At 70.3% G+C, this 20,021-nt stretch carries 19 protein-coding genes and 1 pseudogene; 17 read left to right on the top strand and 3 right to left on the bottom strand.

Annotated features, from left to right (window positions below; genetic code table 11):
* Nucleotides 1-219: 219 nt before the first annotated feature.
* Both ES689_RS14910 and ES689_RS14915 read right to left on the bottom strand, forming a co-directional pair.
* Entirely contained in the window at nucleotides 220-1,059 is an 840-nt protein-coding gene (locus ES689_RS14910) for a metallophosphoesterase (RefSeq protein WP_146906278.1), read from the bottom strand.
* The gene (locus ES689_RS14915) at nucleotides 1,050-1,721 is read right to left on the bottom strand and encodes a hypothetical protein (RefSeq protein ID WP_146906280.1); all 672 of its coding nucleotides are present in this window, start codon (nucleotides 1,719-1,721) and stop codon (nucleotides 1,050-1,052) included. The genes ES689_RS14910 and ES689_RS14915 overlap by 10 nt, the downstream gene beginning before the upstream one ends.
* 96 nt (nucleotides 1,722-1,817) lie before the next feature.
* On the opposite strand from ES689_RS14915, the gene ES689_RS16165 reads away from it, so the two are divergent.
* From ES689_RS16165 to dapF, 16 genes and pseudogenes are all read left to right on the top strand, one after another.
* Complete coding sequence (locus ES689_RS16165; protein WP_146906282.1) at nucleotides 1,818-2,051, top strand: helix-turn-helix transcriptional regulator; 234 nt, start codon at nucleotides 1,818-1,820, stop codon at nucleotides 2,049-2,051.
* Between the two features lie 190 nt (nucleotides 2,052-2,241).
* A pseudogene (thyX, locus tag ES689_RS14925) lies at nucleotides 2,242-2,787 on the top strand (FAD-dependent thymidylate synthase); the annotation flags it as partial.
* A 73-nt stretch (nucleotides 2,788-2,860) separates the two neighbouring features.
* Entirely contained in the window at nucleotides 2,861-3,838 is a 978-nt protein-coding gene (dapA, locus tag ES689_RS14930; protein ID WP_146906286.1) for a 4-hydroxy-tetrahydrodipicolinate synthase, read from the top strand.
* Nucleotides 3,839-3,909: 71 nt separating this feature from the next.
* Nucleotides 3,910-5,586: a ribonuclease J gene (locus ES689_RS14935; RefSeq protein ID WP_146906288.1), complete on the top strand. Its 1,677-nt coding sequence runs from the start codon at nucleotides 3,910-3,912 to the stop codon at nucleotides 5,584-5,586.
* A 119-nt stretch (nucleotides 5,587-5,705) separates the two neighbouring features.
* Nucleotides 5,706-6,722: a biotin/lipoyl-binding protein gene (locus tag ES689_RS14940; protein ID WP_146906290.1), complete on the top strand. Its 1,017-nt coding sequence runs from the start codon at nucleotides 5,706-5,708 to the stop codon at nucleotides 6,720-6,722.
* On the top strand, nucleotides 6,722-7,525 hold the full coding sequence (locus ES689_RS14945; protein WP_146906292.1) for an ABC transporter ATP-binding protein: 804 nt from the start codon (nucleotides 6,722-6,724) through the stop codon (nucleotides 7,523-7,525). The genes ES689_RS14940 and ES689_RS14945 overlap by 1 nt, the downstream gene beginning before the upstream one ends.
* On the top strand, nucleotides 7,522-8,751 hold the full coding sequence (locus ES689_RS14950) for an ABC transporter permease (protein ID WP_146906294.1): 1,230 nt from the start codon (nucleotides 7,522-7,524) through the stop codon (nucleotides 8,749-8,751). Before ES689_RS14945 ends, ES689_RS14950 begins: the two co-directional genes overlap by 4 nt.
* 75 nt (nucleotides 8,752-8,826) lie before the next feature.
* Nucleotides 8,827-11,775, top strand: a complete 2,949-nt coding sequence (locus ES689_RS14955) for a DNA translocase FtsK (RefSeq protein WP_146906297.1) — start codon at nucleotides 8,827-8,829, stop codon at nucleotides 11,773-11,775.
* A 1-nt stretch (nucleotide 11,776) separates the two neighbouring features.
* Nucleotides 11,777-12,418, top strand: coding sequence for a CDP-diacylglycerol--glycerol-3-phosphate 3-phosphatidyltransferase (pgsA, locus tag ES689_RS14960; protein ID WP_146906299.1), 642 nt, complete (start codon nucleotides 11,777-11,779; stop codon nucleotides 12,416-12,418).
* A complete protein-coding gene (locus ES689_RS14965; RefSeq protein ID WP_146906301.1) occupies nucleotides 12,415-12,906 on the top strand; it encodes a CinA family protein in 492 nt (163 codons plus the stop codon). Before pgsA ends, ES689_RS14965 begins: the two co-directional genes overlap by 4 nt.
* A gap of 147 nt (nucleotides 12,907-13,053) precedes the next feature.
* Entirely contained in the window at nucleotides 13,054-13,362 is a 309-nt protein-coding gene (locus tag ES689_RS14970) for a helix-turn-helix domain-containing protein (protein ID WP_123548700.1), read from the top strand.
* 91 nt (nucleotides 13,363-13,453) lie between these two features.
* Nucleotides 13,454-13,678, top strand: coding sequence for a DUF3046 domain-containing protein (locus tag ES689_RS14975; protein WP_146906303.1), 225 nt, complete (start codon nucleotides 13,454-13,456; stop codon nucleotides 13,676-13,678).
* Between the two features lie 317 nt (nucleotides 13,679-13,995).
* Entirely contained in the window at nucleotides 13,996-15,057 is a 1,062-nt protein-coding gene (gene recA, locus ES689_RS14980; protein ID WP_123548702.1) for a recombinase RecA, read from the top strand.
* Entirely contained in the window at nucleotides 15,054-15,857 is an 804-nt protein-coding gene (locus tag ES689_RS14985; protein ID WP_146906305.1) for a regulatory protein RecX, read from the top strand. Before recA ends, ES689_RS14985 begins: the two co-directional genes overlap by 4 nt.
* Nucleotides 15,858-15,881: 24 nt before the next feature.
* The gene (gene miaA / locus ES689_RS14990; protein WP_146906307.1) at nucleotides 15,882-16,823 is read left to right on the top strand and encodes a tRNA (adenosine(37)-N6)-dimethylallyltransferase MiaA; all 942 of its coding nucleotides are present in this window, start codon (nucleotides 15,882-15,884) and stop codon (nucleotides 16,821-16,823) included.
* A complete protein-coding gene (dapF, locus tag ES689_RS14995) occupies nucleotides 16,820-17,698 on the top strand; it encodes a diaminopimelate epimerase (RefSeq protein WP_146906309.1) in 879 nt (292 codons plus the stop codon). Before miaA ends, dapF begins: the two co-directional genes overlap by 4 nt.
* Here the strand turns inward: dapF and ES689_RS15000 are convergent.
* The gene (locus ES689_RS15000; RefSeq protein ID WP_146906311.1) at nucleotides 17,695-18,318 is read right to left on the bottom strand and encodes a class I SAM-dependent methyltransferase; all 624 of its coding nucleotides are present in this window, start codon (nucleotides 18,316-18,318) and stop codon (nucleotides 17,695-17,697) included. The two genes, dapF and ES689_RS15000, sit on opposite strands and share 4 nt — an antisense overlap.
* Before the next feature lie 81 nt (nucleotides 18,319-18,399).
* Between ES689_RS15000 and hflX the strand changes: the two genes are divergently transcribed.
* Nucleotides 18,400-19,971 (top strand): GTPase HflX, encoded by a 1,572-nt coding sequence (hflX, locus tag ES689_RS15005; protein WP_146906313.1) that lies wholly within the window; start codon nucleotides 18,400-18,402, stop codon nucleotides 19,969-19,971.
* Nucleotides 19,972-20,021: the final 50 nt, after the last annotated feature.

Below are 20,021 nucleotides of genomic sequence, written 5' to 3' on the forward strand. Positions count from 1 at the left end.
CGAAGTCAAGGGAGACGCCATTGCCGGCGCAGGGACACTCGCGACCTGCGTGCACAATCAGTGACGGGTTGAGGATCGCCAAGTCGGGATCAGGCCTGAGAACTATAGATTTATAGATCTGTTCGCAAGGCCTATCGGCCGAGTCTGCTCGGGGCATTACCCCTTGCTGCAGCCAGAAGGCCGCGCCCTGGCTATGGCTGCCTACTAACAGGCCTGGCCCTACGCGAGCCACGTCCAGGACAAATCGGTGAGATCAATCACGCCAACATTGCCCGGCATCTCCTCGGCGGCCATCGAGAAGACCCGGCGACCGTCAGGTAGGCGGCGTTCATCCTTCACATGCATGTGTCCGTGGCAGAGGACGCGGGGCGAAGTGCGAGTCCAAACGTCCGTGACTATGGCTCGCGACCTTTGGGAGGCCTCGAGGCCGTGTTCGGTGAAGAATCGGGAATTCGGGATCTGAAGGAGGCGATCAACCTTCCCCGTCCCGTTGTCAACGGCCTCATGGGCCAGCATGATGTCTACTGTTCCCGCTTGCGCGGCAAGGTCAGCGTCGCCTTGAGTAGGTTCTTCCTCGGGCCACCAGTCCTTCCCTGGCGTCCTCTTTTCTTGGTCGGGAGATGCCGCTCCACCGAACGACAGAAAAGTCCGTCCCGAAATTTCGAAGCGGTAGCCCCGGGGCAAGAAAGAAATGCTTTCTAGGCGAGGGACCAAGTAGGGCGTGTTCGGGTGGGTGGCAAAGTAGGGGACTAGACGGCCCCAGTTGTCGTGGTTGCCCGGAGTGACAAGGATGCGTCGCACGCCGGACTCGCGCATCACATCTCTCAGAGCTTGGCGGTATGCAACCCAGGGCGTCTCTGACCCGAGGTTGAAATCGCCAACGTGCAGCATCGTCCTGATCTCTGGCGAATACTCCCGTACGAGTCGCATCGCCTTGCGGGCGGCGCTCCGGCTACTATGCCAGTCGCCAGCGACAGCTACGAGTTGCTCGGCGGGTTCGATCAGCGGACTGGGCGGAGCTTCCGTCGGTAGAGCCAAGCCTTGGTCGTTCAGGCCCATTCACTGACCCGAATTGCTACTTCCCGAACCTGATCGGCCGGGGCATCGAGGTAGCGAAGCAACAGGGCTGCTACTGAGCTCGGAGCGCCGCCCCCTAGGAGAAACTCTCTCGGGCTCACTTCACGGCCGCGAACGGATGGCAAGGCTGGAGAGCTGAGCGTCATTAGGGAACGGACTAAGCCCGGGTTCGCGTTGCTCGGGATGGCAGCCACAACAACCTGCAGGCGATCGCTAATGAATGCACTTGGAAGACCGTCTCGACCGTAGGTGAACTGCCATCTCGGGAAACGGAGATCAGGGGTGCCGTACGCCCAGAGGTGCCCGTCGCGCACGAACTTGTGCACTTGAGCATGATCAAAACCGAGGCCCAGCGTGACGTCGTTCGTCTCGAACGCTTCAACGGCGTCGATGCCCAGAGAGCGTCCCAGGACGTGCATCAATTCTGCGCGGGACAAAAACGGCACTGCGGCCCGCGGTGTGTCAGTCGCCCCGAGCCATTCGAGTTCGAGGTGGCGAAGAGCCGCATTCAGACGAGACGGTCGCGCGAGTGCCTGATAGAGAAATGTCAGATCGGCGATGGTGCCTCTGACAGGAAGGCCGAGGTCGACGATGGCTTGCTCTAGATCGTGGAAGTGGCCCGAGGGGCCGAGGGCGTCAGGCATGAAAGCAAAATAGCGTCAATTTGGTCGTCGTGCTACAGCGGTAGCGCCACCAGTGTCAATGCAGTGCCAACTCCCCAAGAGCCGAACCTGACCGCCATGAGACTTGCGTTCTCAACGAGGCGGAAGTCGGAGGGGCTCACCTACGACGTGGTCGCGGAACGGTCGGGAATCGCCCGGCGTACGGTTCAGCGTCTCGAGAATGGTGAGCGGGAGGGGAACATCAAGACTTGGTTCCATTTGGCGAATGCCGTGGGCATTGACTTGCCAAGGCTGTCTAAATCGCTCTACGAGATTCCGATCGATGCGGCGAATCGCGACGAAACGAAGTAGTCGAGAGCCGGCAAAGTTGCTGCGTTCCGTCGGCCCAATCCCACTCGGGTGATTCAGCTAGCGGCGTTGGTAAGAAGAGTTCAGCCCGTCTGACCCGTCTGACAACCTCCGTGAGCGGCCGCGAAAGCGGCGTCCGTGTGCCAAGTCGCCCGGTGCTCTGAGTTATACCTACCCAACCGTCGACAGAAGCGACCGGCACGGCTCGCCGTTCGAGCACAACTCGATGACGTTCTACGTGCAGGCGCCGATCTTTGTGTTCCGCGAGTTCATGCGGCACCGCATGGCGAGCTACAACGAAGAGAGCGGTCGCTACCGCGAGCTGAACCCCGTCTTCTACGTCCCCGCCGCGACCCGCAACCTGCAGCAGGTGGGAAAGCCCGGCGCCTACGACTTCCTGCCCGGCACGCCCGAGCAGAGCGAGCTCGTCCGGGCCGAGACCGAGCGCACCTCCCGCGAGGCCTACGCGGCCTACAAGCGCATGCTCGACGCGGGCGTCGCCCGTGAGGTCGCCCGCATCGTCCTGCCGCTCAACATCTACTCGTCGATGTACGTCACCGTGAACGCCCGGTCGCTGATGAACTTCCTCAGCCTCCGCACGAAGCGCGAGGGCACGCACTTCCCGTCCTTCCCGCAGCGCGAGATCGAGATGTGCGCCGAGAAGATGGAAGACCTCTGGGCCGAGCTCATGCCGCTGACCTACGCCGCCTTCGGAACGAACGGCCGCGTCGCCCCCTGACCGGGCGGGCGTCGACGACGGCCGGCGCGAGGCGACGCGTTCGGTGCGGGGGCGAGACAGTACGCTGGTCGACGTGTCGAACATCAGCAACCCCTTCGGGCAGGTCCTCGTCGCTCTCGTCACCCCCTTCACCGCCGACGGCGAGGTCGACTGGCCGGCGGTCGAGAAGCACATCGACGACTGCGTCTCGGCGGGTGCCGACGGCATCGTCGTCACCGGCACCACGGGCGAGACCAGCACCCTGACCGACCCCGAGAAGCTCAAGCTCGTCGAGGTCGGCAAGTCGGTCGCGGCGGGGCGCGCCAAGATCATCACGGGCGGCGGCTCGAACGAGACCGCGCACGCGATACAGCTCTACAAGGCAAGCGAGAAGGCCGGCGCCGACGGCGTCATGATCGTCACGCCGTACTACAACAAGCCCACGCAGGCCGGCGTGCTCACGCACTTCCGCATGATCGCCGACGCGACCGATCTGCCGGTCATCCTCTACGACATCCCCGGCCGCACCGGCATCCCGATCAAGTACGAGACCCTGCTGCGAGCGGCGAAGCACCCGAACATCGTCGCCGTGAAGGACGCGAAGGGCGACTTCGCCGAGGTCAGCCGCGTCATCAACCAGACCGACCTGCTCTACTTCTCCGGCGACGACGCGAACGTGCTGCCGCACCTGTCGATCGGCGCCTCAGGCCTCATCGGCGTGACGGCGAACATCGTCTCCGCGCCGTACCGCACCATGATCGACGCCGTGAACGCAGGCGACCTGCACACGGCCACGGCAGCTCACAAGATGCTCGAGCCGCTGGTGCGCGCCGTGATGACGCACGTGCCGGGGACGGTCGCGGCGAAGTACATCCTGCACGGCCTCGGCCGCATCTCGAGCCCCCGCGTCCGCCTGCCGCTCGTCGGTCCGGAGGACAGCGAGGCCGCACTCATCGAGGACGAGCTCTCGCACGTCGGCGACATCCCCGGGCTCGACCTCAGCCGCTTCCGCCCCGACCGCAACGCGGCGGCCGGCGGTGCCCTGCCCAAGGTGCACGGCACGACGCGCTGACGGCGTCGCGCGCGGGCCGGCAGAGGCCTCGACACCCGGGGCACGAGCCCCACCTCGACCCGAAGGACACGATGCCCACGACCATCAAGACCCCGCGCAAGCTCGAGGACGGCACGCTCCGGGTCATCCCGGTCGGCGGTCTCGGCGAGATCGGGCGCAACATGACCGTCTACGAGATCGACGGCAAGCTGCTCGTCGTCGACTGCGGCGTCCTGTTCCCCGAGGAGCACCAGCCGGGCGTCGACCTGATCCTCCCCGACTTCTCGCCCCTCCGCGACCGGCTCGACGACGTCCTCGCCGTGGTGCTGACGCACGGTCACGAGGACCACATCGGCGCGGTGCCCTACCTCCTCCGCCTCCGCGCGGACATCCCGCTGCTCGGCTCGCAGCTGACGCTCGCCCTGATCGAGGCGAAGCTCAAGGAGCACCGCATCAAGCCGTACACGCTGACGGTGAGAGAGGGCGGGCGCGAGACGCTCGGCCCGTTCGACCTCGAGTTCGTCGCGGTCAACCACTCCATCCCCGACGCCCTCGCCGTCGCGATCCGCACCTCCGCGGGCCTCGTGCTGCACACCGGCGACTTCAAGATGGACCAGCTGCCGCTCGACGACCGCATCACCGACCTGCGCGCCTTCGCCCGCCTGGGCGAGGAGGGGGTCGACCTGTTCCTCCCCGACTCGACCAACGCCGACGTGCCGGGCTTCACGGCCCTCGAGCGCGACATCGGCCCGGTCCTCGACGACGTCATCCGTCGTGCTCCTCGCCGGGTTGTCGTGGCGAGCTTCTCCAGCCACGTGCACCGCGTGCAGCAAGTGCTCGACGCCGCGCACGCGAACGGCCGCCGGGTCGCCTTCATGGGCCGGTCGATGATCCGCAACATGGGCATCGCGGCCGACCTCGGATACCTCGTGGTGCCCGAGGGCGTCCTCATCGACGCGAAGAAGGCGAAGGACCTCCCTGACGACCGCATCGTCTACATGAGCACGGGCTCGCAGGGCGAGCCGATGGCCGTCCTCGCCCGCATGGCGAACCTCGAGCACCAGATCGAGATCGGGCAGGACGACACGGTCATCCTCGCCTCGAGCCTCATCCCCGGCAACGAGAACGCCGTCTACCGGGTCATCGACGGTCTCACCAAGCTCGGTGCGAAGGTCGTGCACAAGGGCAACGCGAAGGTGCACGTGTCGGGCCACGCCTCGGCCGGCGAGCTCCTCTACTGCTACAACGTGCTCCGCCCGAAGAACGTCATGCCGGTGCACGGCGAGCACCGGCACCTCTACGCGAACGCCGCCCTGGCCGAGCGCACGGGCGTGCCGCGCGAGAACACGATCCTCGGCGAGGACGGCGTCGTCGTCGACCTGCGCGACGGCGTCGCCGAGGTGGTCGGCCAGCTCGACCTCGGCTACGTCTACGTCGACGGCTCGACCGTCGGCGAGATCACCGACGCCGACCTGAAAGACAGACGCATCCTCAGCGAGGAGGGCTTCATCTCCGTCTTCCTCGCGATCGACGCCACGACGGGCCGTGTGGTCGTCGGGCCCGAGATCCAGTCGCGCGGCTTCGCCGAGGACGAACGGGTCTTCGACGACGTGATGCCCAAGATCCTCGCGGCGCTGGCCGAGGCTGCCGAGAACGGCACCCGGGACACCCATCAGTTCAGCCAGGTCGTCCGTCGGACCGTGGGGCGGTGGGTGAACACGCAGCACCGTCGTCGCCCGATGATCGTGCCGGTGGTCATCGGCGCCTGACCGGTTCGGCGCGAGGCCTCAGCCTGTCCGATATGTCATCCGTGCGGCTGAGGCCCCCGTCGTCGTCGGGCTCCTAGGGTGAGCACGTTCCGTCCGTTGCTCCGAAGGGGGAGTCGCCCGTGCGCGTCGCCAAGACCTGGATCTTCCCGATCCTCCGCATCCTGATCTTCCTCGCGATCGCCGTCGCCCTGGTCAAGCTCGCCTTCTTCGCGGCACCCGACGCGGCCACCGGCTCCGTCGCGGCCCCGACCGGCGAGGTCGTCGAGCCCCAGGTGGCCGTGGCTGTCGGCACCGTGACGAACGACGTGACCGTCGACGCCGCGGTCGAGGCCGACGCCGCGTCGACGGTGCCCGCGACCCTCGCGGGCACCGTCGTGACCGTGGTCGTCGAGAGGGGCCAGGTCGTCGCCGCGGGCGACAAGGTCGCCACGCTGCGCTCCGAGACCCCGCAGGAGGCGCTGGTCGCGGCCGACGGCACGGTCACCGAGCGCGCCCCGATCGTCAAGACCGCGGAGGTGACGTCGCCCGTCGCGGGCACCGTCACCGAGCTCCCCGTCATCAAGGACCAGGAGGTCGCCGTGGGCGATCCCGTGGCGAAGGTCGCGCCTCCGACGTTCCACGTCACCGGCTCGCTGGCGGCTGATCAGCTGTACCGCCTGGTCAGCCGCCCGGCCGAGGGCACGGCGTCCATCCAGGGCGGCCCGGCGCCGTTCGCCTGCACCGGCCTCTCGATCGGCGGCGCGGACGCGGCGTCGGGCGCCCCGACGGCCGGCGACGGCGGCGACGGAACGGCCGGGGGCAGCTCGGGGCAGTCGGTGACGTGCGCCGTCCCGGGCGACGTCACGGTGTTCGCGGGCCTGGCCACGAAGCTGACCATCCCGGCAGGCGTCGCGACGGACGTGCTCACGGTGCCGCTCACCGCGGTCGAGGGGGCCGCGGGCAAGGGCGTCGTGACCGTGGTCGGCGCGGACGGCGCCGAGGAGGAGCGGGAGATCACGCTCGGCATCAACGACGGCACGACCGTCGAGGTGACGGGCGGTCTCGTCGAGGGCGACATGGTCCTCCAGTTCGTCCCCGGCGCCGTGGCCCCGCAGGAGGGCTGCGTGGACCCGACGACCGGAGAGGTCTACTGCTGATGTCGTTGATCCGGCTCGAGGCCGTCACGAAGACGGTCCCCCTCGCCGACGACGCGACGCTCGACATCCTGCGCGGGGTCGACCTCGTCGTCGAGGCGGGCGAGCACGTGAGCATCGTCGGACGCTCCGGCTCGGGCAAGTCGACCCTGCTCAACATCCTCGGTCTCATCGACGCGCCGACCACGGGCACGCACTGGTTCGACGACGTCGACGTCAGCAGCATGCGCTCGGGGGCCCGTGACCGCCTCCGCGGCGAGCAGGTGGGCTTCATCTTCCAGCAGTTCAACCTGCTGCAGGGGCGCACGGCTCTCGAGAACGTCATGACGCCGCTGCTCTACGCCCGCGGACGTCGCTTCTGGCGCCGACGGGCGATCGCGGCCGAGATGCTCGAGAAGGTCGGGCTCGGGCACCGCGTCGACTCCATGCCGCACCGCCTCTCCGGCGGTGAGCAGCAGCGGGTGGCGATCGCGCGCTCGCTGGTGCGCGACCCTCGCGTCATCCTCGCCGACGAGCCGACGGGAGCGCTCGACATCGAGACGGGGGCGACGGTCATGCGCCTCCTCGACGACATCTCGTCCGACACCGGCGCCGCCCTCGTCACCATCACGCACGACCTGGCCGTGGCGGGCCTCGCCGCTCGGCACTACTCGCTCGACTCGGGCGTGCTGTCCGCCGCTCGCCTGGGCAACGGGCTCGCAGGAGCGTCGGCCCTGGTGCCGGCGGAGTCGCCCGTCCCCGTCCCCTCGAACGCTCCTGCCCCTTCGTCGGCACCGGCACCTTCCCCCGCCGAGGTCGCGTCGTGAGCGGTCTGCTCTCCGGCGTGGTCGGCGCGTTCGTCGAGGCCTGGTCAGAGCTGAGGGTGAACAAGCTCCGGGTCCTGCTCAGCTTGATCGGGGTCGCGGTCGCGGTGGCCGCACTGACCGCGGTCGTCGGGCTCGGCAGCCTCGCCGAGCAGTCCACGCGCGAGTCGTCCGAGAAGTCGGGCGGGCGACCCGCCACCTACACGGTGTCGGCCTACAGCCAGGGGGCGACCGAGCTCGACCCGGTGCTGTTCGACGACGAGTTCCGCTCGACGATGGCGCGCTACGACATCTCGTGGGCGTCGGAGAACCTCTTCACGACGCGGTCGGTCCAGCTGCCCGGCGGCCTCACCGACGTCTCGGCGCAGGTCGTCGACCCCGAGTACGGCGAGATGCACCGCGTGTCGATGGCGGACGGCTCGTGGTTCGTCGAGGGCGACGACCAGCGGATGGCACCGGCCGTGGTGGTGAACGAGGCCCTCTGGGACACGCTCGGCCGCCCACCGGTCACGTCCCACCCCACCCTCCTGCTGAGCGGCACGGACTCGGTGACGGGAGTCGTCGTGGGCGTCACGACGGCGCAGTACGCCGAGGAGGCGCCGGGGCTGTTCATGCTGCCGTCGGCCGACCTCGACCTCGTGCCCCTCTCGCAGGGCGGGTACGCCGAGACCCCGCAGTACGAGATGTGGCTGCCGCCGTCGTCGGGCGACGAGCTGAGCACGATGGTGCAGGGCAACCTCGCCGCGGCGCTCGGCGACGAGGTGCAGGTCGACGTCAGCCGCTCCGACTACGCGGCGTACGCGGGCGACTCCGACCCGTTCAAGCCCATCAAGCTGATCATCACGGGCGTCGGCGTGCTCGTGCTGCTGCTCGGCGGGCTCGGGCTCGTCAACATCGCGCTGGTCACGGTCCGGCAGCGCATCCGCGAGATCGGCGTACGCCGGTCGTTCGGCGCCACGGCGCCCCGGGTGTTCTTCTCCGTCATGCTCGAGAGCGTCGCCGGCACCGTGGTCGCGGGCGCCGTCGGCGTCATGGTCGCCGTCCTCGTGGTGCAGAACCCGACAGTGCAGGGCTTCATCGCCCAGGGCTCGGTCGACGACCTGCCGCCGTTCCCCATCACCGCCGCGCTGATCGGCCTGGGCTCCGCGACGCTGATCGGCGCCGTGGCGGGCGTCCTGCCCGCCCTGGTGGCCGTCCGGGTCAAGGTCATCGACGCCATCCGCTACTGAGCCCCTCGTCCCGCGCCCGGCCCGCCGCGCCGACCGCTTCCGGTCGGCGTCGGCGGCTGGCGGTAGCCTCGGGGCATGGCCACGCCCACCAAGTCGACCGCGCGCTCGCGCTCGGGGCGCGGCGCGTCCGCCGGCACCTCGACGGCCCGCGGCGCGACCGCGGCGACCAAGAAACTGCCCGCCGCCAAGGCTCCCGCGCCCGTCGACGAAGGGCCCGGCGTCCTCGCGTCCGCCTGGATGGGCCTGGCACACGTCACCGGAGGCGCCTTCCGGCTCTTCGGCAGCGAGTCGCTCGACAAGTCGGAGCGCCGCGACGGCGTCCCGTTCCTCCTCGTCCTGCTGGCGATCGCGGGGGCCGTGGTCGAGTGGTTGAACCCCACGAGCCCGATCGCCGTCGGCTTCGACGCCTACACGTTCGGCGGTCTCGTCGGGCGGGTCGCGTACGCCCTGCCGGTCATCATGGTCCTCTTCGCGGGCTGGCTCTTCCGGCACCCGGCCTCCGTCCACGACAACACGCGCATCGGCATCGGGCTCGGCCTGATGATCGTGTCGATCAGCGCGCTCTGCCACATCTACGGCGGCCAGCCGCAGGCCGTCGAGGGCATGCGCGCCCTGGCGACCGGCGGCGGCGTCCTCGGTTGGCTCGTCGCGTCGTGGCTGGTCATGCTGGCGACCGAGTGGGTCGCGGTGCCGGTCGTGATCGTCCTGCTCGCGCTCTCCCTCCTCATCATGACCAAGACCCCGCCGAACCGCATCGGCCACCGTCTCGGCGACCTCTACCGATGGCTCTTCGGCGAGACGACGGCCGACGGCGGGGCGGCCACGGCCGGCGACGGCTCCGCCGAGGGCGACGGCGGCGAGCCCGACGCCCTGCCGTGGTGGCGCCGCAACAAGAGCGGCCGCGAAGAAGACCCTGCGTACGACACGCCAGTCCTCACCCAGAGCGCCGCCGACGACGGAGCGGACCGCCGGGGACGGGGCTCCCGTCGTCGCGGCGCTGCCGGCCCGGTCTTCGTCGACCACGGTGCGACGATCGGAGGCGACGCCCCGGCCGCGGGCTCGCTGAACGCCGGCGCGTCAGCCGCCGAGGCTCAGACCGACGTCTACCAGGCCGACCTGCTGCACGACCTCGACGCGGCGGAGGACGCGGTGCGGTCCTTCGGCATCGACGTCCCGTTCCACGACGGCGAGCCCGCGCCGACGACGTCAGCAGCCGATGGCGCCGGGGGCGTCCCCTCAGCGGCGGCGACGAGCGTCCTGCCGTCCGTGCCGGCCTCCACGGTCCCGGCCAGCACCTCCGCCGCCGCTCCCGGCGAGAGCGACGTCGCCGCCGACTTCCTCGCCGTCGACGACGACGAGCCCGCGCCCGCCTCGCTCGACGTCGAGGACGACTCGCCCGTCGCGCCCTACCGCCTGCCCGCGGCCTCGACGCTGAGCGTCGGCCCGCCCGCCAAGGCGCGCAGCGAGGCCAACGACGAGATCGTGCGCTCCATCACCGAGGTGCTCCGCCAGTTCTCGGTCGACGCCAGGGTCGTCGGCTTCAGCCGCGGCCCGACGGTCACGCGCTACGAGATCGAGCTGGGCCCGGGCGTCAAGGTCGAGAAGGTGACGGCCCTCAGCAAGAACCTCTCCTACGCCGTGGCCTCGAACGAGGTGCGCATCCTCTCGCCCATCCCGGGCAAGAGCGCCATCGGCGTCGAGATCCCGAACACCGACCGCGAGATCGTGTCGCTCGGCGACGTGCTCCGCTCCGGGGCTGCCGCCAAGAGCGTCCACCCCATGACGATCGGCGTCGGGAAAGACGTCGAGGGCGGCTACGTCGTGGCCAACCTCGCCAAGATGCCGCACCTCCTGGTCGCCGGTGCCACCGGCTCGGGCAAGTCGAGCTTCGTCAACTCGATGATCACGTCCCTCCTCATGCGGGCCAAGCCCACGGACGTCCGCATGGTGCTGATCGACCCGAAGCGGGTCGAGCTCTCGATCTACGCCGGCGTCCCGCACCTGATCACGCCCATCATCACCAACCCCAAGAAGGCGGCCGAGGCGCTGCAGTGGGTGGTGAAGGAGATGGACATGAGGTACGACGACCTCGCCAGCTTCGGATTCCGCCACATCGACGACTTCAACCGCGCCGTCGTCGCGAACGAGATCGTCCTGCCCGCCGGCAGCGCCCGCTCGCTGAAGCCCTACCCGTACCTGCTCGTCGTCGTCGACGAGCTGGCCGACCTGATGATGGTCGCCCCGCGCGACGTCGAGGACAGCATCGTCCGCATCACCCAGCTGGCGCGTGCCTCGGGGATCCACCTGGTGCTCGCGACGCAGCGTCCGTCGGTCGACGTGGTGACCGGCCTGATCAAGGCCAACGTGCCGTCGCGGTTCGCCTTCGCCGTGTCGAGCGTCACCGACTCGCGGGTCATCCTCGACCAGCCGGGCGCCGACAAGCTGATCGGCCAGGGCGACGGGCTCTTCCTCCCCATGGGAGCCTCGAAGGCCATGCGCGTCCAGGGCGCCTGGGTGCAGGAGGCCGAGATCGCCGAGGTCGTGGCGCACGTCACGCGCCAGGCGCGCCCCGACTACCGGCCCGACGTGGCCGCCGTCGTCGAGAAGAAAGAGATCGACGGCGACATCGGCGACGACCTCGAGCTGCTCCTCGCGGCGGCGGAGCTCGTCGTCAGCACCCAGTTCGGGTCGACGTCGATGCTCCAGCGCAAGCTGCGCGTCGGCTTCGCCAAGGCCGGGCGCCTGATGGACCTGATGGAGTCCCGGGACATCGTGGGCCCCTCCGAGGGGTCGAAGGCGCGCGACGTGCTCGTGACCAACGAACAGCTTCCCGGCGTGCTGGCCAAGCTGCGCGGGCAGGGCGACGACGTGCCCCGGGGCGGCGCGGCCGCCTCCTCGGCGCCGGCAGCGCTCGGCGCGGGCGACTACGGCGACGACCCCGTCGCCGAGATGACACGGGGCTACGACGAGGTCGACGGCGACGAGGAGTCGGAAGACGCCTGGGGCCTGACCGGCAGGGACTGACGTGACCGACGAGAGAACCCCCGACGCGCCCCGGGCCGCGACCTTCCCCTGGCGGGGACGCTTCGCGAGCCGTGGCGCGGGCCCCGCCAGCACGGCGAACATCGCCAACGTGATCACGGTCGTCCGCATCCTGATGGCGCCCCTCTTCATCGCGTGGCTGCTGGTCGACGACGGTGCCGACGGCCCGTTGCGGATCGCCGCCGCCGTGCTCTTCGTCGTGGCCATCCTCACCGACAGCCTCGACGGCATGCTCGCCCGCGGCCTCGACCTCGTCACCGACTTCGGCAAGATCGTCGACCCCATCGCCGACAAGGTCCTCGTCGGCGGCGCGCTGGTCGGGCTCTCGATCCTCGGCGAGCTGCCCTGGTGGGTGACCGGGCTGATCCTCGTCCGCGAGATCGGCATCACCGTGTACCGCTTCGTGGTGATCCGCGACCGGGTGATCCCCGCGTCTCGCGGCGGCAAGCTCAAGACCGTGCTGCAGGCCGTCGCGGTGACGCTGGCGCTCTTCCCGCTGTGGGTGCCCCTCGGCGACTGGGTGCACGGCCTCAACACCGTGGTGATGACGGCTGCCGTGGTCGCGACGCTCGTGTCGGGCGCCGACTACGTGCGGGTCGCCGTGAAGCACTCCCGGACGCCGTGATCACCGCGGCCCAGGTCGTGCACGAGCTCGACCGTCAGGGCCTGACCATCGCCGTCGCCGAGTCCCTGACCGGGGGGCTGCTCGCGGCCGAGCTCGTCTCCGTCCCTGGCGCCTCCTCGGTCGTCGTCGGGGGAGTGGTCGCCTACCAGACACCGGTGAAGAACTCGCTGCTCCACGTGCCCGCCGACCTGCTCGCGACGAGGGGCGCCGTCGACCCCGACGTCGCCGTCGCCATGGCGTCCGGCGTCCGACGGGCTCTCGCGGTCGACGGGAAGGCAGCCGACGTCGGTCTCGCGACGACGGGGGTGGCCGGTCCCGACCCTCAGGACGGCCACGCGCCGGGCACGGTCTACGTCGCCCTGAGCGCAGGAGGCGAGGCCCGCGTCACGAGGCTCGCCCTCGAGGGCGACCGCGAGACCATCCGATCGGCGACCGTCTCCGAATCACTGTCGATGCTGCACGACTGGCTCACGGGGCCCCGGGAATAGCCGGGGTTTCGGTCTCGTTACATCTGGCGAGTTCACAAGCGTCACACAGAGCTGGCTGGCTACAGTTGCACCCAGTTCGACAGCAGTGTTCATCACCCACCCCCTGAATCCCGTCACGGTGGGTCCTACGTCGCAAGGAGGGGTCCCATGGTTCTGGTCCGTCAAGAGATCGGCGACGTCCTCCGCGACTTCCGCCTCCAGAAGGGCCGCACGCTGCGACAGGTCGCCAGCAAGGCGAGCGTCGCCCTCGGTTACCTCAGCGAGGTCGAGCGTGGGCAGAAGGAGGCGAGCTCCGAGATCCTCGCGTCCGTCGCAGACGCGCTCGAGACCCCGATCTCCGTCATCATGCGTGAGGTGGGCGACCGGATGGCCGTCATCGAGGGCCTCAACCCGATCCCCGACACGCTCCCCGACGACATGGTCGCCGAGTTCGACACCGACCTGGTCGTGCGCTGACGCCCGTCACCTCACGGCCCGTCGTGCCGCACATCCCGAGACGCCCCCGACCCGGGTCGGGGGCGTCTCGGCGTGCGGGTACCCTCGACTGATGCGCAAGAGCGAGTTCCGCAGGGCGGTCGACGACGAGTTCGGCGAGGCGTACGGGCGGGTCGTCACCCGCGACCTCGTCCTCTCGTCGCTCGGCGACGAGACCGCCGACGAGGCGCTCCGCCGAGGCGTGCCGCCGCGTGACGTGTGGCTGGCCCTCTGCGAGGCGGAGGGTGTGCCCGTCGCCCGCAGGCACGGAGCCGGGCTGCCCGAGCCGCGTCGCTGATCTGCGATGCCGAGCCGCGCGACCGGCCGGTGCCCTGGCGTCGTCGGCGATCAGGTGTTCGACACGCCGGGGTCCGGGTTCGAACGTGCGTTCGGGACGGTGTAGCTTCCTCCACAAGGGCGTCGACGCCCGAGTGCTCCACCTCTCGTCGACGTCGTGTGAGCGATGTCGGTGGTCGGCCGTAGCGTTCCCACATCGACGTTCCACCGCTCCTGCATCCGCGGGGGCACCTGCCTTGTCGTCGAGACCGCCGCCCCCGGGCCGAGCGCGACGCGACAGCCTACAGGCGCACGGACAGCAACCACGAAGGAGTCACAATGCCCTCAGCAGAGAACCGCGAGAAGGCGCTCGAGACGGCGCTCGCGCAGATCGATCGTCAGTTCGGCAAGGGCGCGGTCATGCGCCTGGGCAGTGACGAGCGGGCACCGGTCGCCGTCATCCCCACCGGCTCCATCGCGCTCGACGTCGCGCTCGGCATCGGCGGGCTCCCTCGAGGCCGCATCGTCGAGATCTACGGCCCCGAGTCCTCGGGAAAGACGACGCTAACCCTCCACGCCATCGCCAACGCCCAGCGCGGCGGCGGCATCGCGGCCTTCATCGACGCCGAGCACGCCCTCGACCCCGAGTACGCGAAGAAGCTGGGCGTCGACATCGACGCGCTGCTCGTCTCGCAGCCCGACACGGGTGAGCAGGCGCTCGAGATCGCCGACATGCTCGTCCGCTCCGGCTCCATCGACCTCGTCGTCATCGACTCCGTCGCGGCGCTCGTGCCGCGTGCCGAGATCGAGGGCGAGATGGGCGACTCCCACGTCGGCCTGCAGGCGCGACTCATGTCGCAGGCCCTCCGCAAGCTGACCGGTGGTCTCAGCCAGACCGGCACGACGATGATCTTCATCAACCAGCTGCGCGAGAAGATCGGCGTCTTCTTCGGGAGCCCCGAGACCACAGCCGGCGGCAAGGCGCTCAAGTTCTACGCCTCGGTGCGACTCGACATCCGCCGGATCGAGACCCTGAAAGACGGAACGGACGCAGTGGGCAACCGCACCCGCGTCAAGGTCGTCAAGAACAAGATGGCGCCGCCCTTCAAGCAGGCCGAGTTCGACATCCTCTACGGCGTGGGCATCTCACGCGAGGGCAGCTTGATCGACTTCGGCGTCGAGCACGGCATCGTCCGCAAGTCCGGCGCCTGGTACACCTACGAGGGCGACCAGCTCGGCCAGGGCAAGGAGAACTCGCGCAACTTCCTCCTCAAGAACGCCTCCGTCGCACAGGAGATCGAGCAGAAGATCCTCGCGAAGCTCGGCGTCGGCGGGGCGAAGCCGGTCGAGGCGCCCGTCGAGTCGATCGAGGCCAAGATCGCCGCCCGGAAGGGCGCATGACCTCTCACGACGACGAGTCCTCTGACGACCTGGCTCCCGTGACGCCGCTGTTCGGCGTCCGCGGGGCCAGGTCCGGCAGGGCTGACCCAGAGCCGTCCGGGCACCCGGCCAGGGGCATCGCACCCGCCGAGGGCCTCGTGCCTGTCGTCGACGACGAGCGGGTCGAGGCTCCCGACGACGGCCCCCGGCGCGATCCGGTGCGTGACGCGGCAGCTGCCCTGGCGGCCGTCAGCGAGCACTGGTCGGACGGGGTGGCTGCGGTCCCCGCCTACGGCGACGAGGCTGAGGAGCCTCGTGAGGACCTCGACGCTCAACGGACCAGGGCCGAGAACGTCAGCCTCCACGCGCTCAGCCGTCGGGGCGTCTCGTCGTCCGAGATGGCCGCCCTGCTCGAGGCGCGCGACCTCGATCCCGAGGTCGTGGCTGACGAGGTGTCCCGGCTCGAGGGCGTCGGTCTGCTCAACGACCGCGAGCTCGCGGAGAACCTCCTCCAGACGAAGCAGGGCCGCAAGGGCCTCGGTCGCGGGGCAGTGACGTCCGAGCTGCGCTCGCGCGGGATCGACGCCTCCGTGATCGAAGGAGTCCTCGCCGAGACCGACGACGCCGACGAGCAGGCCAGGGCCGATGAGTGGGCTGAGAAGCGCGCGGGCTCGCTGCGCGGGCTCGACAGGGCCACGGCCGAACGTCGGCTCAACGGTTACCTGATGCGTCGCGGCTACCGATCCGACACGGTCCGTCGTGCCGTCGAGAAGGCGCTGCCGCGGGGCGGCAGCAGCCGGGGCGGCGTCCGCTTCGAGTGACGTCCCGCCCTACACTGGGGCACCATGTCGACGGTCGGTGAAGTGGTGCGCGGCGGCCTGACCGCCGTCGTGGGCTCGACCGGGACGGGCAAGTCCGCCTTCGCCCTCGACCTGGCCGAGCGCCTCCGTGACGCCGGTCGACCGGCCGAGATCGTCAACGCCGACGCGATGCAGCTCTACCGCGGCATGGACATCGGCACCGCCAAGGTGCCGGTGTCCGAGCGACGTGGCGTGCCGCACCACCTCTTCGACGAGCTCGAGGTCACGGCCGAGGCCAGCGTCGAGTGGTACCAGTCGCGCGCCCGGGCCGTAGTCGACGACGTCCTGGCTCGCGGGGCTGTCCCCCTGCTCGTGGGCGGGTCGGGGCTGTACGTCTCGAGCGTCCTCTTCGATTTCCGGTTCCCGGGCACGGACGCCGTCGTGCGGCAGCGCTTCGAGCACCTGGCCGAGAGCGGGGGCCCTGGCGCGCTGCACGAGCTGCTGGCCCGGACCGACCCCGTCGCGGCCGAGCGGATCGGGCCGCACAACGCCCGGCGCCTGGTCCGCGCCCTCGAGGTCGGCGAGATCACGGGCGAGCCGTTCTCCGCGGCCCTGCCCGACGAGGCTGAGCGGTGGCGCCCTTCCTCGATCGTCGGCATCGCCGAGGAGCGGTCGGTGCTCGTCGAGCGCCTGGACGCGCGCGTCCGTGGCATGTGGGCCGAGGGCCTGGTCGACGAGGTGCGGGGCCTGCTGCCGCTCGGCCTCGCGGACGGGATCACCGCCTCCCGGGCCATCGGCTACGCCCAGGCTGCAGCGCAGCTGCGGGGCGACGCGGACGAGGAGGCGGCGATCGACGAGACACAGGCGCTCACCCGTCGCTACGCCCGGCGCCAGGTGAGCTGGTTCCGACGGTACCCGGACGTCGACTGGTCGACCACCGGCGACCCGGCGGCCGTCGAGCGGGCCCTCGCTAGACTCCTCGCGTGACCACGACGCTCCAGTTCACCAAGGGACAGGGCACCGGGAACGACTTCGTGTTGTTCACCGACGCCGACGGCGAGACCGATCTCGACGGGGTGGCCATCCGCGCCCTGACCGACCGTCGTTTCGGCGTGGGGGCCGACGGCGTGATCCGAGCCGTCCGCTCCGCGGCCCTCCCTGCCGGCGCCGCGGCCCTGGCGAGTGACCCCGCGGCCGAGTGGTTCATGGACTACCACAACGCCGACGGCAGCCTGGCCGAGATGTGCGGCAACGGCGTCCGCGTCTTCGCGCGCTACCTCGTCGAGCGCGGCCTCGTCGACCTGCCCGTCGGGGAGGCCCTGACGATCGGCACCCGCGCCGGGGTGCGGACGGTACGGCGCGAGGGCTCGGGCTTCCGGGTCGACCTCGGCACCTGGACGCTGGGCGACGACGAGCCGACGGTCCGCGCTCGCGAGTTGCACGCCGCGAGGCCCGGCCTGTCCCTCTCGGTCGGCAACCCGCACGTGGTCGTCGCCCTCGCCTCCGACGACGAGCTCGACGGGCTCGACCTCTCGTGGGTGCCCGTTCTCGACCCTGCGCCCGCGGAGGGCGCCAACGTCGAGTTCGTGGTCCCGTCCGACCCGCTCGTGGTCGACGGCACCGGTCGCATCCGCATGCGCGTGCACGAGCGCGGCAGCGGTGAGACGCTCTCCTGCGGCACGGGCGCCGCCGCCGCCGCCCTGGCCGTGCGGCACTGGGCCGGCGCAGGCGCTCCGGACGACTGGGCCGTCGAGGTCCCCGGCGGGGTGCTCGGAGTCCACGTCACGGCGGAGGCGGACGGCGACCACGTGTCGCTCAGCGGGCCTGCCGAGCTCGTCTTCAGCGGGGCGTTGACGCTCTAGCCGAGAGCGGGAGGACGACGTCGGGCCCGCAGGACGCGGTAGCCCTTGCTCGTCGACGTCCTCTCGACACGGACGGTGTCTGCCATCGTCGCGTTCATCCACGCCTGCAGCGAGTCGGCGCCGAGGTTCTTCTGCACGACGAGCCACGCGTCGGAGCCCGGCTCCAGGCGGGGCAGCCAGGTCTCCAGGAGGCCGTGGAGCACCTCCTTGCCGACCCGGATGGGCGGATTCGACCAGATCGACGCGAAGACGACGTCGTCGGGAACACCGTCGGGCGTCACGGCGTTGACGTTGACGAGGCCCGCGGCCTGTGCGTTCTCACGGACGAGGTCGAGGACCCTCTCGTTCACGTCGACGGCCCACACCGTCGCGTCGGGTGACGACAACGCGAGGCTCAGTGTGATGGGGCCCCATCCGCACCCGACGTCCAACAGGTCGCCCGTCGCGGGCGGCTGCGGTGCACCGGCCAGCAGGACGGCCGTGCCCGGGTCGACCCGCTCGGGGCTGAAGACGCCCGACGCCGTCGTGAGCGTCAGCTCTCGCCCTGCGAGGGTCGCCGTGATCGTCCGCCGACGCAGCTCGCTCTCCGGCTTCGGGGAGAAGTAGTGGTCGTTGGTCACGCGAGACAACCTACCGAACATCAGCTGCCCGGCCCGTGACGGGCCAGGCTCGACCCCCTCCGGAGGGCTAGTATCACTTCGATGACAGACACCCCCACGACCCCGCTCGACGACGAGCGCGACGGGCAGGCCGGCGACGACGTCGTGGCTCGGGTCCTCGAGCGTGCGGCGTCGCGGGCGTCCGCCTACACGATCTTCTCGCCTGCCCAGGCGATCCAGACCCGTTCCCTCGACGGCTCGGGCGACGGCGACCAGTACGACCGCGAAGACCGGGCCGCGCTCCGTCGCGTGGCGGGCCTCTCGACCGAGCTCGAGGACGTCACCGAGGTCGAGTACCGACAGCTCCGCCTCGAGAACGTCGTCCTGATCGGTGTCTGGTCGCAGGGCTCGCTCTCCGACGCCGAGAACTCGCTCCGCGAGCTCGCCGCACTGGCCGAGACCGCAGGCGCCTCGGTGCTCGACGGCCTGCTGCAGCGCCGGCCGAACCCCGACCCGAGCACCTACCTCGGCAAGGGCAAGGCCGAAGAGCTGCGCCAGACCGTGGCCGCCCTCGGCGCGGACACGGTCATCGCCGACACCGAGCTCGCACCGAGCCAGCGGCGTGCGCTGGAGGACGTCGTCAAGGTCAAGGTGATCGACCGCACGGCCGTCATCCTCGACATCTTCAGCCAGCACGCCAAGAGCCGTGAGGGCAAGGCGCAGGTCGAGCTCGCGCAGCTCGAGTACCTTCTGCCCCGTCTCCGTGGCTGGGGCGACTCGATGTCCCGCCAGGCCGGCGGCCAGGTCGGCGGCGCTGGCGCGGGCATGGGCAGCAGGGGCCCCGGCGAGACGAAGATCGAGCTCGACCGGCGCCGGATCCACACGCGCATGGCCCGTCTCCGACGCCAGATCAAGGAGATGAAGCCGGCGCGTGACGCCAAGCGCGCGAACCGCGACCGCAACGAGGTCCCCTCCGTGGCCATCGCCGGCTACACGAACGCGGGCAAGTCGAGCCTGCTGAACCGGCTCACGAGCGCCGGCGTCCTGGTCGAGAACGCGCTGTTCGCGACTCTGGACGCGACCGTCCGCAAGAGCGCGACGACCGACGGCCGTCCCTTCACCTACGCGGACACGGTGGGCTTCGTCCGCAACCTGCCGCACCAGCTCGTCGAGGCCTTCCGCTCTACTCTGGAGGAGGTCGCGGGCTCCGACGTCATCGTCCACGTCGTCGACGGGTCGCACCCCGACCCCGCCGCGCAGCTGGCGACGGTGCGCGAGGTCATCGGCGAGGTCGACGGCCGGGACATCCCCGAGGTCGTCGTCTTCAACAAGAGCGACCTCGTCGACGCCGACCAGCGGCTGGTGCTCCAGGGGCTCGAGCCGACGGCCGTCTTCGTCTCGGCGCGCACGGGCGAGGGCGTCGACGAGCTGCTCGCCAAGCTCGCCGGGCTGCTGCCCGAGCCCGAGGTCGAGCTCGACCTCCTCGTGCCCTACGACCGCGGCGACGTGGTGTCGCACCTGCACGACTCGGGCCGCGTCCTGACGACCGACTACGACGAGCAGGGCACCCGGGTGCACGCCCGCGTCTACCCGAGCGACGTCGCGGCGCTCTCGCCGTTCGTGCGCACGGACATTGCCGACGCAGTCGAGAGTGCGGAGCCAGCCGCCTCCTGAGTCGTTCGCTCCCCGCACGACGAAGCGCCTCCGTCCCGGTCAGGGCAGGA

It is taken from the genome of Frigoribacterium sp. ACAM 257 (genome assembly GCF_007954365.1).
In the GTDB taxonomy this organism is placed as follows: domain Bacteria; phylum Actinomycetota; class Actinomycetes; order Actinomycetales; family Microbacteriaceae; genus Frigoribacterium.